At 57.6% G+C, this 15,183-nt stretch carries 13 protein-coding genes; 3 read left to right on the forward strand and 10 right to left on the reverse strand.

Going from position 1 to position 15,183, the window contains the following annotated elements; translation table 11 throughout:
* Positions 1 to 39: 39 nt before the first annotated feature.
* From N2315_01220 to N2315_01245, 6 genes are all read right to left on the reverse strand, one after another.
* Positions 40 to 984 carry a SufD family Fe-S cluster assembly protein gene (locus N2315_01220; GenBank protein MCX7827814.1) on the reverse strand — a complete coding sequence of 315 codons (945 nt, stop codon included), beginning with the start codon at positions 982 to 984 and terminating at the stop codon, positions 40 to 42.
* The gene (locus N2315_01225) at positions 977 to 1,732 is read right to left on the reverse strand and encodes an ABC transporter ATP-binding protein (protein MCX7827815.1); all 756 of its coding nucleotides are present in this window, start codon (positions 1,730 to 1,732) and stop codon (positions 977 to 979) included. Before N2315_01225 ends, N2315_01220 begins: the two co-directional genes overlap by 8 nt.
* Positions 1,733 to 1,786: 54 nt before the next feature.
* Positions 1,787 to 2,707 (reverse strand): glutaminase A, encoded by a 921-nt coding sequence (gene glsA / locus N2315_01230; GenBank protein MCX7827816.1) that lies wholly within the window; start codon positions 2,705 to 2,707, stop codon positions 1,787 to 1,789.
* Between the two features lie 44 nt (positions 2,708 to 2,751).
* Complete coding sequence (locus tag N2315_01235) at positions 2,752 to 4,077, reverse strand: hypothetical protein (GenBank protein ID MCX7827817.1); 1,326 nt, start codon at positions 4,075 to 4,077, stop codon at positions 2,752 to 2,754.
* Between the two features lie 4 nt (positions 4,078 to 4,081).
* Entirely contained in the window at positions 4,082 to 4,459 is a 378-nt protein-coding gene (locus N2315_01240) for a dihydroneopterin aldolase (protein ID MCX7827818.1), read from the reverse strand.
* A gap of 155 nt (positions 4,460 to 4,614) precedes the next feature.
* Complete coding sequence (locus tag N2315_01245) at positions 4,615 to 4,857, reverse strand: NrdH-redoxin (GenBank protein ID MCX7827819.1); 243 nt, start codon at positions 4,855 to 4,857, stop codon at positions 4,615 to 4,617.
* A 262-nt stretch (positions 4,858 to 5,119) separates the two neighbouring features.
* Between N2315_01245 and N2315_01250 the strand changes: the two genes are divergently transcribed.
* The 3 genes from N2315_01250 to N2315_01260 are packed head-to-tail and all read left to right on the forward strand — an operon-like array spanning position 5,120 to position 7,567.
* On the forward strand, positions 5,120 to 5,962 hold the full coding sequence (locus N2315_01250) for a sulfide/dihydroorotate dehydrogenase-like FAD/NAD-binding protein (GenBank protein ID MCX7827820.1): 843 nt from the start codon (positions 5,120 to 5,122) through the stop codon (positions 5,960 to 5,962).
* Positions 5,953 to 7,365, forward strand: a complete 1,413-nt coding sequence (gltA, locus tag N2315_01255) for an NADPH-dependent glutamate synthase (GenBank protein MCX7827821.1) — start codon at positions 5,953 to 5,955, stop codon at positions 7,363 to 7,365. Before N2315_01250 ends, gltA begins: the two co-directional genes overlap by 10 nt.
* Complete coding sequence (locus N2315_01260) at positions 7,358 to 7,567, forward strand: hypothetical protein (protein ID MCX7827822.1); 210 nt, start codon at positions 7,358 to 7,360, stop codon at positions 7,565 to 7,567. Before gltA ends, N2315_01260 begins: the two co-directional genes overlap by 8 nt.
* Positions 7,568 to 7,929: 362 nt before the next feature.
* On the opposite strand, the gene N2315_01265 is transcribed toward N2315_01260, so the two are convergent.
* The 4 genes from N2315_01265 to gatA form a co-directional block, all read right to left on the reverse strand.
* Complete coding sequence (locus N2315_01265; GenBank protein ID MCX7827823.1) at positions 7,930 to 9,504, reverse strand: S-layer homology domain-containing protein; 1,575 nt, start codon at positions 9,502 to 9,504, stop codon at positions 7,930 to 7,932.
* A 542-nt stretch (positions 9,505 to 10,046) separates the two neighbouring features.
* Entirely contained in the window at positions 10,047 to 12,137 is a 2,091-nt protein-coding gene (gene fusA, locus N2315_01270) for an elongation factor G (protein ID MCX7827824.1), read from the reverse strand.
* A 119-nt stretch (positions 12,138 to 12,256) separates the two neighbouring features.
* A complete protein-coding gene (gatB, locus tag N2315_01275; GenBank protein MCX7827825.1) occupies positions 12,257 to 13,708 on the reverse strand; it encodes an Asp-tRNA(Asn)/Glu-tRNA(Gln) amidotransferase subunit GatB in 1,452 nt (483 codons plus the stop codon).
* A gap of 2 nt (positions 13,709 to 13,710) precedes the next feature.
* Positions 13,711 to 15,180 (reverse strand): Asp-tRNA(Asn)/Glu-tRNA(Gln) amidotransferase subunit GatA, encoded by a 1,470-nt coding sequence (gene gatA / locus N2315_01280; GenBank protein ID MCX7827826.1) that lies wholly within the window; start codon positions 15,178 to 15,180, stop codon positions 13,711 to 13,713.
* Positions 15,181 to 15,183 lie beyond the last annotated feature (3 nt).

Consider the following 15,183-nt stretch of genomic DNA (forward strand, 5'->3'; position numbering starts at 1 on the left):
TTAAGGCTCTTGAAACCAAACGGCAGCTCGCAACCCGGGCTACCGAAGAAGCCCCGCCACTATGAAGTCCACCGCCTGATCCTCCGAAAGCCCCTTGGCCATGAGACCTGCTATCTTGTCGTCCGCTATTCGGCCTATGGCGGCCTCGTGGGTTATCTCCGCTTCGGAGTGGGAGGCCCTGACAACCGGGGATGCCTCCGCCACCGCCTCCCCCTGGACGATCTCGGTGCAATCCACATGCCCCCGAGCCCCCGGGGCAGCCCCCTCTATGGTGCCGTAGAAGGTCCCAACGCTCCTGTCCTTGAGGACCACCCGGGCCTTCACCAGGGCTGAGCTGTTGCGGCCCGACAGCTTTACCACGTCCTGGACGAGGCAACGGTCGTCATACTTGCCGTAGACCTTGGACGTTATCTCCACGGAACTTCCAACACCCCTGGCATCCACGTATATGTCTATGGATAGATCCCCCACCCGGCCTTCCACCAGGGTGAAATCCCCGCGGTAGAGGGCCTTGTCCTCCAGTACCACGTTGGTCTTGGGACGCACCACGATCTTGCCCTCCTGGCCGTGAACATGCACCTCGTTGTACGTCAGGGAAGCCCCCTCCTCCAGGTATATCTCCCCTTCCATCTGGTGGAGAAACTCCTCGGCGTTGGGAAACACGCAGTGGGCCAGGAAGATGGCAGAGGAGTTGCGCTTCATCCTTATGACCGTGTCTATGGTTTGACGGCCCTTCGTCCCCAGGTGTCCAAAACATATGTGAACGGGCTTTGTCAGCCTTACCCCCTCTTCAAGGGTTATAAAAGCCCTTATGCCGTCCTCCGTCTCCTGGGCCTCCAGGGAGACCCCAGGCAACACGTGGGAAGATAGGATTCGGTTGCCATGTACCACCACCGATACGGTATCAGGGTTGCCAAAGTGGCCGCCGGAGCTCCGCTCCGCTATCTCCACCAGCGCCTTGTACTCAGAGGCCACATCAAACACCGGAGCTCACCTCCCCCGCCAAATCCGGCGACGTATCCGCACAGGGTTCGCATTGGGACATGAAGTACCGCTTCACCGCCTCGGCGCTTCCCTCCAGGATAACGTGGCCCTTGCACACCAGATAGGACCTGCTGCACTGGGCCGCCACGTCCTCTCGATGGGTTATTATGAGGACCGAGCTGCCCTCCCGCACCATGCGGCGGAAGAGCTCCATTATGTCCACCAACGCCAGAAGATCGACCCCGGAATCGGGCTCGTCCAACATGGCCAATTTAGGCTTCATAAGATAGACCGAGGCCAGCTCTATCCTCTTCCTCTCGCCGCCGGAAAGGGCCTTGTCCACCTTTCGGCCAAGATAGGACTCCTCCAGCTGAACCAGCTTCAAGGCCTCTGCCAGCTCTTCGATCCCCGCCCCGGGCTTGGAAAGCCCAAGGTACTCCTTCACCGTGATCCCCTCATAACGGGCGGGGTGCTGCCAAGCCAGGGTTATGCCCGCCCTGGCGCGGTCCGTTATGGACCAGCTGGTTATGTCCTGCCCATCGAAGGTTATGGTACCCTTTGATGGGGAATACTGGGGCAGCCCCATTATGGAGTACGCAAGGGTGGACTTGCCCGCCCCGTTTCTGCCCAGCACGCCCACCACCTCGCCGGGATATACGCTTATATCCACTCCGCTCAATATCTGATTGCCCTCACGGCAAACGTGAAGGTCCTCCACCTGAAGCAGGGGTTTCTTGGACATCATCATGGTCTCATGTCTCCTCAGTGCCAGGAAAGGATTTGCGGATACCCTAAGTAAAAGCTAAAGGACCCGAAGGGAAAGCTCCTTGGATATCCTCTCCAGCATCATTATCCCGCCAAGGGAGTTCCCCTTGGGGTCAAGGGCGGGGCCAAAGGTGCCTATGCCGTAGCGCATAGGCACCGAGGCCACGATGCCCCCTCCAACGCCGCTCTTCGCAGGCACCCCAACTCGAACCGCGAACTCTCCGGAACCATCGTAAAGTCCGCAGGTGGCCATAAGGGCCCTTATGATCCTGCAAACCTTTGGCGGCAGCACCCGCTCCCCGGAGAAGGGATTGACACCGCCGGACGCAAGGGTAACCCCCATGACCGCCAGGTCCTTTGCGGTAACCCTAAGGCTGCACTGCCGGAAGTAGCTGTCCAATATGTCCTCTATGTCCCCCTCAAGGGCGCCGACGCTCCGAAGGAAATAGGCCAACGCCCTGTTCCTGTCGCTGGTATCCCTTTCGGATACGTACACCGCTTCGTCAAGGTCCAGGTCCTTAACCCCTGTAAGCCGCCTTGCGAGATCCCTAACCGCGGCAAAGCGGGAGATGGAATCCGGATACGGGAGCAGCGAAAGGGTGACGATGGCGCCGGCGTTTATGAGGGGGTTTTGGGGCCTGTGAGGAGCCACCATCTCAAGCCTCATGATGGAGTTGAACGGGTCAGCGGTTGGGTCAACCCCCACCCTGGCGAACACCCTTTCCTCCCCCATCTCGGCTATGGCAAGCCCAAGGGACACCACCTTAGATATGGACTGCATGGAAAAGGGGCTGTCCCAGTCACCGGCCACCCACACCTCCCCCTGAACCGACGCCATGGCTATCCCCAAAAGCCCGGGGTCTTGCTTGCCAAGCTCAGGTATATAAGTAGCCACCTTCCCGCCGGAGGTCGAAGGGCGGACCTGGCCAACCACGGCCTCAAGGGCCTTGCTTATCAATTCCCCGTCTCCCTTTGGCCTGTCATGGAACGCCATCGTGTTCATCACAGCACCTCGGAGTTTATGACGTCGAAGGCTCTTCTGGCCCTATGGGCGTCTTCCTCAAAACCAGGACGCCCCATGAGTCCGTAGGTGTAACGCTTACCCTGTTCCACCCCTGGCTGGTCAAAGGGATCTATGCCCATGGCCAAGCCGGTAAGGGCGGTGGTGAACTGGTAGAAGAAGATGAGCTCCCCAAGGGACCGCGGATCCAAACGATCCATATGAATCCAAGCCACCGGACGCCCCGCGCCGGCAAGGGCGGAAGCGGTGGCCATGGCCTCGCTCCTAAGCATCTCTCCAAGCCCCTTGCCCGCCAGGTAATCCAGGGACTTAAGAGCCTCTGAGGAGGCGCCGGGGATCATGACGTCCTCCTGGAAGGCCACGTCGATGATGGTGAAGAACTTGTCATCGGGGCCTTCCATGTATAGCTGAACCTGGGAGTGCTGATCTATGGCCCCAAGGGCCCTTATGGGGGTGGTGCCACGCCCAGCCTTCCCCAAGCTCTCGCCCCACAGCTGGGCGAACCACTCGGCAAACCTCTCAAGCCTGCTGGAATAGGGCATCATCACCGCCATGGGGCGCTGGGAAACCTCGTGGTACAGATGGCATGCCGCAAGCCTCATGGCGGGGTTGCGGTCGAAATCCACGCACGAGGTTAGGCTGTCCCTCATGGCCTTGGCTCCCTTAAGAAGCTCATCCACCGGAATCCCAAGGGCCGCGGCGGACAGAAGCCCCACGGGGCTTAGCACCGAGTAACGCCCTCCCACATCGGACCTAAGCGGAAGGCTCCTGCAAAGGGTCTCGTTAACGAACTTCCTGAAGATCCCACCCTGCGGATCAGTTATCAAGAGCACCGAGTCGGAGGAACCCTTGAGCTTATCAAGGAACCACATGAACTGGGAGGTGGTCTCAGCGGTTGAGCCGGATTTGCTCACCCCCACCAGGGCAAAGCGGCGGCCCTCTATGTCCCTCCAAATCTCATCAAGTTTCATGGGGTCCGGATTATCCGCAAGGTAGAAGGAGGGCTTCACTGATTTCATCGCAATATCACCGATGAGAGCCTGATGCAGCATCAGGTTCCCCAGGGCGGAACCCCCTATGCCCACCTGGATAAAGGCGTCAAACCCCTTGAGCCAACTGGCGGCCTCCATTACCTCGCCGGTATCCTGATCCGGAAGATCCATCCAGCCAAGCCAGGAGGGGTCTTTGCGGGCCACCAGGTCATGAAACGCAGAAACCACTCGGGCCCTCAGGGATGAAAGAACCTCCCCGGAAGGGAGGTCCTTTCCCCAAGCGGCCCCCAAGGCAAACTTAAGGGACGAATCCATGGCCCTATTCTCCAAGGTCCTCTCGATCTACGGTTATCTCAACCTCAGCGGACTGAACATCGCCGGGGATGAACAGCTGCCGACGCCTTATTATGACCGTCACCAGCTCCACCATACCGTAGGTCTTCATGAGCCTTCGGGCTATCTCCAAGGCCAAACCTTCCATTGCCTTGAATTTGGTGGTCATAACCACCTTCTGAACTATCTCATAAACCGATGCATCGGCCACCGGGGGCATCTTCTCACTGTTAAGATCCTTAGGCTCCACATCGTAGGACAAGCTAAGGTCTATTTCCAACACCTGCCCCAGCTCTCTTTCAACCTCCAAGGCACCATGAAACGCATGAAAATGTATGCCCTTGATCGTCATGGTGGTAAGCATGGCTCTCGCCTCCCGAGATATAAGCTGTGTTGCCACCGCTTAAATCATACCAAATAAGGGCTGCAACATACAGCACGAGCCCGGTAAGACCCTCCATCCAGGACGGTCTTAAACTTAAAGAAAAGACCCGCCCTGCTCCGGACGGGTCCTTGTGACTACAGAAGCCCTGCCTCCCGGAGGGCCTTGTCAATGGCCCCCTGGTCAAACCCCACGATGTACTTGTCTCCAACCTGTATCACCGGAACGCCCATCTGCTTGGTGGCCTTAACCATCTCCATCGCAGCCTCCCGGTTGGCGCTTACGTCCACATCCTCAAAGGCCACGTTGATGGACTTGAGGTAATCCTTAGCCTTGACACACCACGGACAAGTCTTGGTGGAGAAAACCTTAACACCCATAAGCGAACTCCTCCTCTCCTATCGATCCAGCGAACCTCGCCGCTATCTTACCACCTAGCAAGGGCCAGTTCCACATACCCCAACGGGGTATATTTTAACACCTTCCCAACCCCAGTCAACCTCAAAGTTATTGAGAAAAAAATAACTAATGCTTGAACCTTTAGATAACAATGCGCACCCCCGGAAATACTGCTAAAATTAGCCCCGTAAGCGGCCAGCTAACCGGGGTTAACAACCCCAAAAACCGTAGGGAGGGTCGATAATGTTCGCCATCGTATCCAAAAGGCGCATAGCCCCAAAGGAGTACGACGTTTGGGTTGAAGCGCCTATGGTGGCTCGGCACGCAAAGCCGGGCCAGTTCGTGGTGGTAAGACCCCACGAGAAGGGGGAGCGCATCCCCCTGACGATCGCAGATTACGACGAGGACAAAGGGCTTATAAGGCTCATATTTCAGGTGGTGGGCAAGTCCACCGCCTTCATGGCGTCCCTGAACGAGGGCGATCGTCTGTCGGACGTGTCTGGCCCGCTGGGGACCCCGAGCGAGATTCATAACTTCGGCACCGTCATGATGGTCGGTGGCGGAGTCGGCATAGCCGCCCTGTTCCCCATACTGCGGGCGCTTAAAAAGACAGGGAACAGGACTGTAACCATACTGGGCGGCAGGACCTCAGACCTGGTCATAATGAAGGACGAGTGCGCCCAGTGGTCCGACAGGCTGATCGTAACCACCGACGACGGCTCCGAGGGCATGAAGGGGCTGGTGACCGACGCCATGAAGCTGGTGGCGGGGGAGGAAAAGATCGACCAATGCTGGGCCATCGGCCCCTCCATAATGATGAAGTTCTGTTCCATCACCGCCAAAGATCTCAACATCCCCATATGGGTATCTCTTAACCCCCTTATGGTGGACGGCACTGGCATGTGCGGATGCTGCAGGGTCACCGTGGACGATAAGATCCGGTTCGCCTGCGTGGACGGCCCGGAGTTCGACGGCACCAAGGTGAACTGGGACGAGTTCCTGAACAGGCTCAAGCAGTACAAGGACGAGGAGAAGATATCCATGGAGAGGTACGAGCAGGAGGTAGGTGACCTGTCATGGCTCTGATGAAGCCCAAGACCAAGACCCCCATAAAGGAACAGGATCCGTTGGAGCGCTGCTCCAACTTCCAGGAGGTGTGCCTCGGGTACACCCTGGAGGAGGGCGTGGAGGAGGCCAACCGCTGCCTCCAGTGCAGAAACGCCCCTTGCATAAAGGGCTGCCCTGTGGCCATAGACATCCCTGGCTTCATAAAAGCGGTGGCTGAAAGGGACATGCCAAGGGCGGCGGAAATACTATGCAGCTACACCAACCTGCCCGCGGTATGCGGAAGGGTATGCCCCCAGGAGAACCAGTGCGAGGGTGTGTGCACCCTAGGCAAGGTTCCAGGGTTCGAGCCGGTGGCCATAGGCAAGCTGGAGCGGCTCGTGGCGGACTGGAAGTACCAAAACCAGCCATCATCCTCAAGGACCCACTCAGGCCCGTCAAAGGGACGAGTTGCGGTCATAGGCTCAGGCCCATCGGGGCTTACCGTGGCAGGAGACATGGCCAAGAGGGGGTACGATGTGGTCATCTTCGAGGCCCTGCACGCCGCCGGAGGGGTTCTGGTATACGGCATACCAGAGTTCAGGCTACCCAAGCGCATAGTTGAGATGGAGATAGGGGCCCTTAAGGACTTGGGGGTCCAGATAGTTACCAACGCGGTGGTGGGCAAGAGCGTTGAGATGAAAGAACTGCTCCAGCAGTTCGACGGGGTCTACATCGCCGTCGGAGCCGGCGCCCCTCATTTCCAGGGGATACCAGGCACCACCCTAAACGGCGTCTACTCCGCAAGCGAGTACCTTACCAGAATAAACCTGATGCACGCCTACGAATTTCCCGACTTCGACACCCCAACAAAGATGTCGAAGAAGGTGGTGGTGGTAGGGGGAGGCAACGTGGCCATGGACGCCGCCAGGTCCGCAAGGCGCCTTGGCGCCCAAGAGGTCCAGGTGGTGTACCGCAGGTCCCTTAAGGAGCTTCCCGCCAGGATCGAGGAGTACCACCATGCGGTGGAAGAGGGGATAATCTTCAACTGGCTCACCAACCCGGTGGAGTACCTGGGGGATTCCGAGGGGCGGCTCGTGGGGGTCAAGTGCATCCGGATGGAGCTCGGAGAGCCGGACGCCTCGGGCCGCAGGCGCCCAGTGCCGGTACCGGGCAGCGAGTTCGTCATAGAAGCAGACACCGCCATAGAGGCCATAGGGCAGGGAGCAAACAAGGTCTTGCTCTCGTCCTTCCCGGAGCTGAAGCTTAACAAGTGGGGCTACATCGAAGCGGATCCCAAGACCGGCGCCACCTCGGTTCCGGGCGTATATGCGGGGGGCGACATAGTAACCGGAGCCGCCACTGTCATCCTGGCCATGGGGGCCGGCAAGGAAGCCGCGGAGGCCATGGACAGATACATCTCCCAGAAGAAGGGCAATGCATAAGGATCCGGCACGGCCAAAAGAGGAAGTCACCGCCCTGGCAAGGGCCCGGGACGACGAGGATTTTATCCGCTACGTCCACGGCGTCACCGATAGGATGTGGCACCACGTGGCGGTAGAGGAAGGCCTGTCGGCTCAGGCTGTGGAAGAGAGGCTCTTCGCCTTCTACGAGGAAGACAAGCGCTTCTTCAAAGGTCAGGGGTAACCAACACATTGGCATGCAGGTGCATCCCCTGGGCGAAAACAACGTTACCCAAATACTGAGCGGGAGGAGACGCAGCGCTTCCTCCCGCTCTTCTTACCATTCTTACCCTGTCGTTCCTCAACTTATACCCCTTTTACAACATCACATCCCTTGTGACGCTTCAACAGAACTCTCGACCCAAGTCTTACTATTTCATCCCTCCTCCCCCAGTAAGGCATAAACTGCACCGGCTCATAAAATTAATTTATCCATACTCCAAAAACAATCTCGCTGATAGAATCTCTGCCACCTTGAGATTACACGGAAAGACAAGCGGTGAGATATACGTCCCGTTCACCCTAAAACAAAGTTCTCAAGGCAGACTAGAAAACCACATGAGTACGCAGACGCAACAAGTGGTCATCCCCCTCGCGCTTGCCACTTCCGCCTCCAATCCCATAATCTATATTGTCATAGACAGCCTCAAACCTTACAGCAGGATTGAGCTCGTAAATCACACCAAAGCTATAATTCTTAGTGTCCTCCAAGTCGGGAGTACTAGGATCATTAAAACTTGCTCTTACATACCTCTGGAATGTACTCCATCTGTCATTCCACCTCTGATCTGCCCTTACAAAAAACACCGTGGTATCTCCATCCCTAACATCGGGGCCCCGGTTAAACAAAACCTCTGCTCCATAGTTACTGTAAGCACTGTCTACGCGGTCTTTCGTCATTACAAACGCATCATCGATCCTGGCATACTCAAGCCACAGGCTGGTAAACTTCAGTAGATCCTGCTTGGCATCCAAGATGATCTTGTAGGCCACAGGGTTGTCGTTGTCTAACGTTGCATTACGCTGCTTCCAAAGTTTCTGCCCATAATAGGCCCCTTTCAGAGAAACTAACTGCGTTAGCTTAAATTCCGCATCAATACCATAGATATCCTGGAGACCACTCCTATCCAGCATTCCACCAAGGCCGCTTCCTCTTTGATCTTCGTTGAAGTCATAACTGCGCCAAACCCCCATGAGTCCCAGTCTGAACTGCTCGTTGAAGTTGAAGTCCAGCCTGGCGCCGTACATGAAGTACTCATCAACAGAGGCGGTGTCGTCGTCCTGGTGAGCCACGAAGGAGTCGAAGTCCACCATCCCGAAGCTCCTCTGGAACCTGAAGCCCTTGAGATCCCAGTCACCCACGAAGGCATCGTTGTCCACGTAGAGGCCCCGCTCATCCTCCCAGTCGATGTTCTGAAGACCCACGGTCATGGTGATGTCGTAGGGAAGCTTGGTGGTCACGTAGTAGTAGTCCCACTTGGTGCTGTCGTAACCCTGGCTGTCATGCTTCATTCCAAGCCGGGCGGTGAAGTTGGTGGTCTCATTGATCCGCTTCTTGATCCAGATGCGGTAACGGTTCAGGCTAAACTCGTTCTTGCCGTCGAAGCCGTACTTCGTGGAGTCCTCGTTGGCGAACTTGGCGTCAAAACGAAGCTCACCGGAGAGGCTCCAGCCGCCCAGGTCCTTCTCAAGAACCGCCACCCGGCTGTCGAGCTTGTCGACCTTAACGCCCAGGGCGTCCAGCTCGTCCTTGAACTCCACCACCAGCTTCTTCAGCATCTCCACGTCCTGCTTGCTGGCCTTGTCAAGGTCAACCTTCGCAAGAGCCCGGGCCACGATGGAAGCCATCTCGTAGCGGGTGGCGGGCTGACCGCCCTTGAAGGAACCATCGGGGTAACCGGAGATCACGCCCTTGGAAGCCAGTTGGCTCACCGCGTCGTAAGCCCAGTGGTTCATGGGAACGTCCATGAAAGGATTCGCCGCGAAAGCCGGGGCCGCAAAGGCCACCAACAGAGCGGCAGCGAGAATCGCAAAGCTCTTCTTCATCTGATTTTTACCCCCTTGAGTCTGTATTTTAGACCCGGGACCCAAGGACCAAACGGATAACCGAACGGCATACAACCGTAAGAACCCTCGTTCCCTTACGGACAACCGCCCTTAATACCCGCCGCATCCTTAAAATCCCGCGCCCCCGAAACTCCGCTCGCCCTTTTTGGCTTGGGGGCATGGCACCTCCTTTCCCGCCCTCAGGGGTCACAGCGAAATCACAGATTTGATTATTTGATGACTAACAATATATTTCCAAAACCACAACACATCAACTACGGCATAATTTAATCACAAAAGCACCAACAAGACATCAAACCTTTCTCCCCCAATGACTCACTGCCTCCAGGGAGATAGGATTTTCTCTCTAATTCATTTATTAATAACTACTTCACATACCTATAAATAATAAGATAGGACATCATTAACTGCGCCGACATAAAAGCACATGCGCATAAAAATTGATTCGGGAGACATCACTCACCAAATGTGACAATGATACTTAATAACACAAGGAAGTTAAAAATTGGGGAGGGCAGCCCCCCCCCAATCCTCGCCGCAAACGACATCATTTTATCGCCACATCAACACCCAAACGCTCCAACGAAGACCAGCGCCTACTCCTCCTCTTCCTTCCTCTCCGCCGCCGCCGCTGCTATGACCTTCTTGGCTATGTCGGAAGGAACCTCCTCGTAATGGGAGAAGTCCATGGTGAACGTGCCCCTTCCGCTGGTCATGGAACGCAGGATTATGGCGTACCGGAACATCTCCGCAAGGGGGCACTGGGCCTTGACCACCTGAAGCTTACCGTTGCTGTCGATGCCCATTATCCTTCCCCTGCGGCCGTTGAAGTCCCCCATCACATCCCCAAGGCACTCCTCCGGAACCGTGACCTCCACGTTCATTATGGGCTCCAAAAGCACCGGAGAAGCGTCCATGAAGGCCTTCTTGAACGCCATGGAGGCGGCTATCTTAAAGGCCATTTCAGATGAGTCCACGTCGTGGTAGGATCCGTCGTACAGGGCACACACGAAGTCCACCGCGGGATACCCCGCCAAAACGCCCTTGGCGGCCGCCTCCCGCAGCCCCTTCTCCGCCGCAGGTATGAAGTTCTTGGGAACCACACCACCAACTATGCGGTCCTGGAACACTATGCCGGATCCCCTCTCACCAGGGGTGAGCTCGAACCAAACATCCCCGTACTGCCCACGGCCTCCGGTCTGCTTCTTGTACTTGCCCTGGGCCTTGGCGCTCTTCTTTATGGCCTCCCGATAGGGCACCTTGGGAGTCTTCGTGTCCAGCTCCACCTTGTAACGGTCCTTTATCTTGGAAAGGACGATGTCTATGTGCAAATCCCCCATGCCGGACAGCACGGAATCCCCGGTCTCGGGATTCTTGGTGAAGCTCAAGGTCCTGTCCTCGTCAAGCATCTTATGGATGGCGTTGCCAAGCTTATCCTCGTCCGCCCTGCTCTTGGGAGTCACCGCCACGCTGTAAACCGGCTTGGGGAAGCTTATGGGAGGGAACTTCATGTCCTGGCCCTTAAGGCTCAAGGTATCCCCCACCTGGGCCTTCTCCAGCTTGGGTATGGCCACGATGTCTCCGGTCACAACCTCCTTGACGTCCTCCCCCTCCTTACCCCTCATAAGACGGAAGGCGCTGACCCGGTCCTCCTCTCCACGGTTGACGTTAAAGACCCCGTGATCGGCGGTGTTCTTACCAGAGAAAACCCTTATGAAGGACAGCTTGCCGACGTAGGGATCCACCATGACCTTGAAGCACAGGGCGTAAAACGGCCCATCCGGGTTGGGAGTCAGCAATGCCTCGGAACCATCGGGCTTCAGCATCTTCCGCGGAGCCATCTCCACAGGAGAGGGCAGCACGTCCGCCACCATATCCAGGAACTGAACGACACCCACGTTAACCACGCTGGACCCCGGTATGACCGGGAACACCATGCGCTCCCTAACCGCCTTCCTCAACGCGGGTACCAGCTCCTCGTAGGAGATCTCATCCCCGTCCAGGTAGCGCATCATTAGCTCATCGTCCGCCTCAACTATCCGCTCCACCAAGGAATCCCTCAACCCGGAAACCTTATCCTTCAGGTCCCCAGGAACGTCACCCACCTCAAAGGACTTGCTGCCATCCCCCTTGTAGGTGTACGCCTTGAGGGATAGGACGTCCACCACACCCTTAAAGGACGCCTCCTGCCCTATGGGAACAAAAAGGGGAGCTACCCGGTCCGAAAAGGACTCCCTGAGCTCCCCCACAACCTTATCGTAATCCGCGTGTTCCCGATCCATCTTGCTCACGTAGAAGACAACCGGTATGCCCTCCGCTTCAGCCCCTTCCCAACACCTCTGGGTCTGAACCTCCACCCCGTGAACCCCGCTGACCACGATTACCGCCGAGTCCACCACCTTCAGGGCGCAAATCTGTTCACCCTGGAAGTCCGAGAACCCTGGGGTGTCCAACACGTAAAGGGTCTTGCCCTTATACGGCACCGTGAGAAGAGACGTCCCTATGGATATCTGACGCTTGTGCTCCTCCGCGTCGAAGTCGGAGACCGTGTTCTTGTCCTCCACTTTCCCCATCCGGGTTATCAAGCCCGCGTCGAAGAGCACAGCCTCGGCCAGGGAGGTCTTCCCCGCACCACCATGGGATAAGAGCGCTACGGTCCGGATGTCCTCAGGTTTCCTTGTCCCCATCGCTTCTGCCTCCTAGAGGAACGGTTTTCACCCCAGACTCCGCCGGGGCACGGAACAGCACACATTCCCTATCTTAAGGCAACGATTGAGGAACAGTCAAACTTATCAGCCTTACATACCTAATCCATTCCAAGCCTATCCCTTATCAGCCGGGCCACCTCAGCGGGATCAGCCTGCCCCTTGGCCAGCCGCATGACCTGACCCTGCAAAAACCTCTCCTTGGCCCCCTTCTTGTCCTTGCCAGACAAGATCTCCTCCACAACATCGCCGTTTTCTGCGAAAACTCCCTCCACCAATTCCGCCAGGCGCTCTCCCGACAGCCTCGCCCCTATGCCGAGCCTTTGGATGGCCTCCTCAGGACCACAACGCTCCTCAAGCATGCACTTAAGTATGGACTTAACCGCCCCGGGAGAGAGCTCACCCTTGAGAACCTTAAGATCCAAGATCCAAAGGTCCTCGGGCAGCACGTTAAGCTCCCCTATGGACCCCGCCCCCAAGGTCTCCACCATGGGCAAAATCTCCATCCTTATCCAATTGACGGCACTCCTGGGCCTGGTGCCCTTGGCAACCGCCGCCTCGAAGAAATCCGCCACATCCCTGCGCTCCAGCAAAACCGAAAGGTCGTCGCCGCTTATCTCATACTCCGCCGCGAAACGGACCTCCTTCTCCCAGGGAAGCTCCGGGAGCTGCCTTCTGATCCTTTCAAGATCCCTATCGGCCATCTCAAGGGGAGGAAGGTCAGGATCAGGGAAATAACGGTAGTCATGGGCCTCCTCCTTACCCCTGGTGCCAAGGGTTACACCCTCTCCGTCATCCCAGTGGCGGGTCTCTTGAATGACCCGCTCCCTCCGGTCCAGCAAATCCCCCTGGCGGCCTATCTCATACGTCAAGGCCCGCTCCAAAGCTCTTAGGGAGTTCAAGTTCTTTATCTCCACCTTGGTACCCAACGAACCATCCTCGCCACAAAGGGATACGTTGACATCCACCCTTAAGGACCCGTCCTCCATGTCCCCGTCGGACACCCCCAGGTACCGAACCAGCCGCCTCAGCCGCTCTACATACTCCCTGGCCTCCCCGGGGGAGCTAATGTCAGGCATGGACACTATCTCCATCAGGGGCACACCGGAACGGTTGTAATCCACCAGCGAGTAGCTGGAGCCCCCAAGCCTGCCGTCTTCGGCGAAGTGCACAAGCTTGCCCGCGTCCTCCTCCAGGTGAAGACGCTGGATCCGTACCGACTTCCCGTCGTGAAGCACAAGGGATCCGTCAATCCCTATGGGCAGGTCATACTGGCTTATCTGATACCCCTTGGGAAGATCCGGGTAGAAGTAATTCTTGCGATGAAAACGGATCCTTTTGTTAACCGAACAACCCAACGCCATGGCGGTGAGATACGCCGCCTCCACTGCCGCCCTGTTGGGAAATGGCAGGGCTCCGGGAAGCCCAAGGCAAAGGGGACACACGTTCTTGTTGGGCACCGCCCCTATGTAATCCACCGGACAGGAGCAGAAGAGCTTGGTGGAGGTGGATATCTGAACGTGGACCTCCAGTCCTATCACAACCTGCCTCATGCTCAAAGAACCCCCTTAGAACCCGCCACCGACGGGGCCCCAAAGGCCCTCTCCAACACCGCCCCCGCCATGACCAACCGCCTGTCCTCACCCCAAGGGGCCATCAGCTGCACCGAAAGGGGCAGTTTATCCTTTGAAATTCCGGCATACACCGACAACGCCGGCACCCCCGCCAGGTTGGCGGGCAGCGTAAAGGCGTCGGTGAGGTACATGCTAACCGGATCCCCCGCCATCTCGCCCTTCAGGAACGGAAGACAAGGCGACGACGGACATATGAGCAAGTCCACCCTCTCAAAAAGCCTTCTGAACTCCTCCCGTATGGCGGCCCTCACCCGCTGGGCCCGGCCGTAGTACTCATCGTAATATCCGGAGCTTAACGCGTAGGTACCCACCATTATCCGGCGCTTCACCTCATCGCCAAAGCTTGAGCGAACCGCCCGGTACATGTCCTCAAGGCATTGCACCTCCGGGAGAGGCCCAAACCTAACCCCGTCAAACCGGGCCAGATTGGAGCTTGCCTCCGCCGGGGCTATCACATAGTAGCTGGCAAGGCCAGCCCCCATGGATATCGGAAGGCTCACATCCTCCAACTGGGCTCCCGCATCCTGACAGTATCTGGCCCCAAGCAAAACCGACTTGGTTATCTCATGACACACCCTGTCCTCATCAAAGCCCCTCAGTATGCCCACCCTGAGCCCCTTAAGGCTGTCGTTGCGAAGCATGGAGAGGAAGCTGCCTCCCCCAAAGTCCCTGGACGTGGCGTCCATGGGGTCCTGCCTGCCTATAACCTCCATGCACAGGGCTATGTCCCCCATGTCCCGGGCCATGGGACCCACCTGATCCAAGGAAGACGCAAAGGCCACAAGCCCATACCGGCTTACCATCCCATAGGTTGGTTTAAGGCCGTGAATGCCGCAGAAGGCGGCGGGCTGCCTTATGGAACCGCCGGTATCGCTGCCCAGGGCAAGGGGGACGTAACCCGCCGCCACCGCGGCGGCGCTGCCCCCGGAGCTTCCCCCGGGCACCCTGGCGAGGTCCCAGGGATTAGAGGTGGGGAAGAACGCCGAGTTCTCGGTGGAACTCCCCATGGCAAACTCGTCCATGTTGGTCTTGCCCATTATCACCGCCCCGGCCCCGCGGAGCATCTCCACCACCGAAGCGTCGTAAGGGGATATCCAGTTCTCCAACATCCTGGAACCGCAGGTGGTCCTCTTGCCCTTTACGCAAAGGTTGTCCTTGATGAGCACCGGCACCCCCGCCAAAGCCCCCGGGTGCTCCCCCGACGCCACAACTCCATCCACCCGAGCAGCGTCCTCAAGGGCCTCCTCGGCGTAAACCTCAAGGCAGGCCCTTATGCGACCATCCAGGGAGTCTATCCTCTCAAGACAGGATTCAACCACCTCCCTGGAGCTCATCTCCCCCCTGATTACACCCTCGGCGATACGCCAGGCGGGAAGCTCGTAAAGATCCATGCC

It is taken from the genome of Thermanaerothrix sp., assembly GCA_026417795.1.
GTDB lineage: Bacteria > Synergistota > Synergistia > Synergistales > Synergistaceae > Thermanaerovibrio.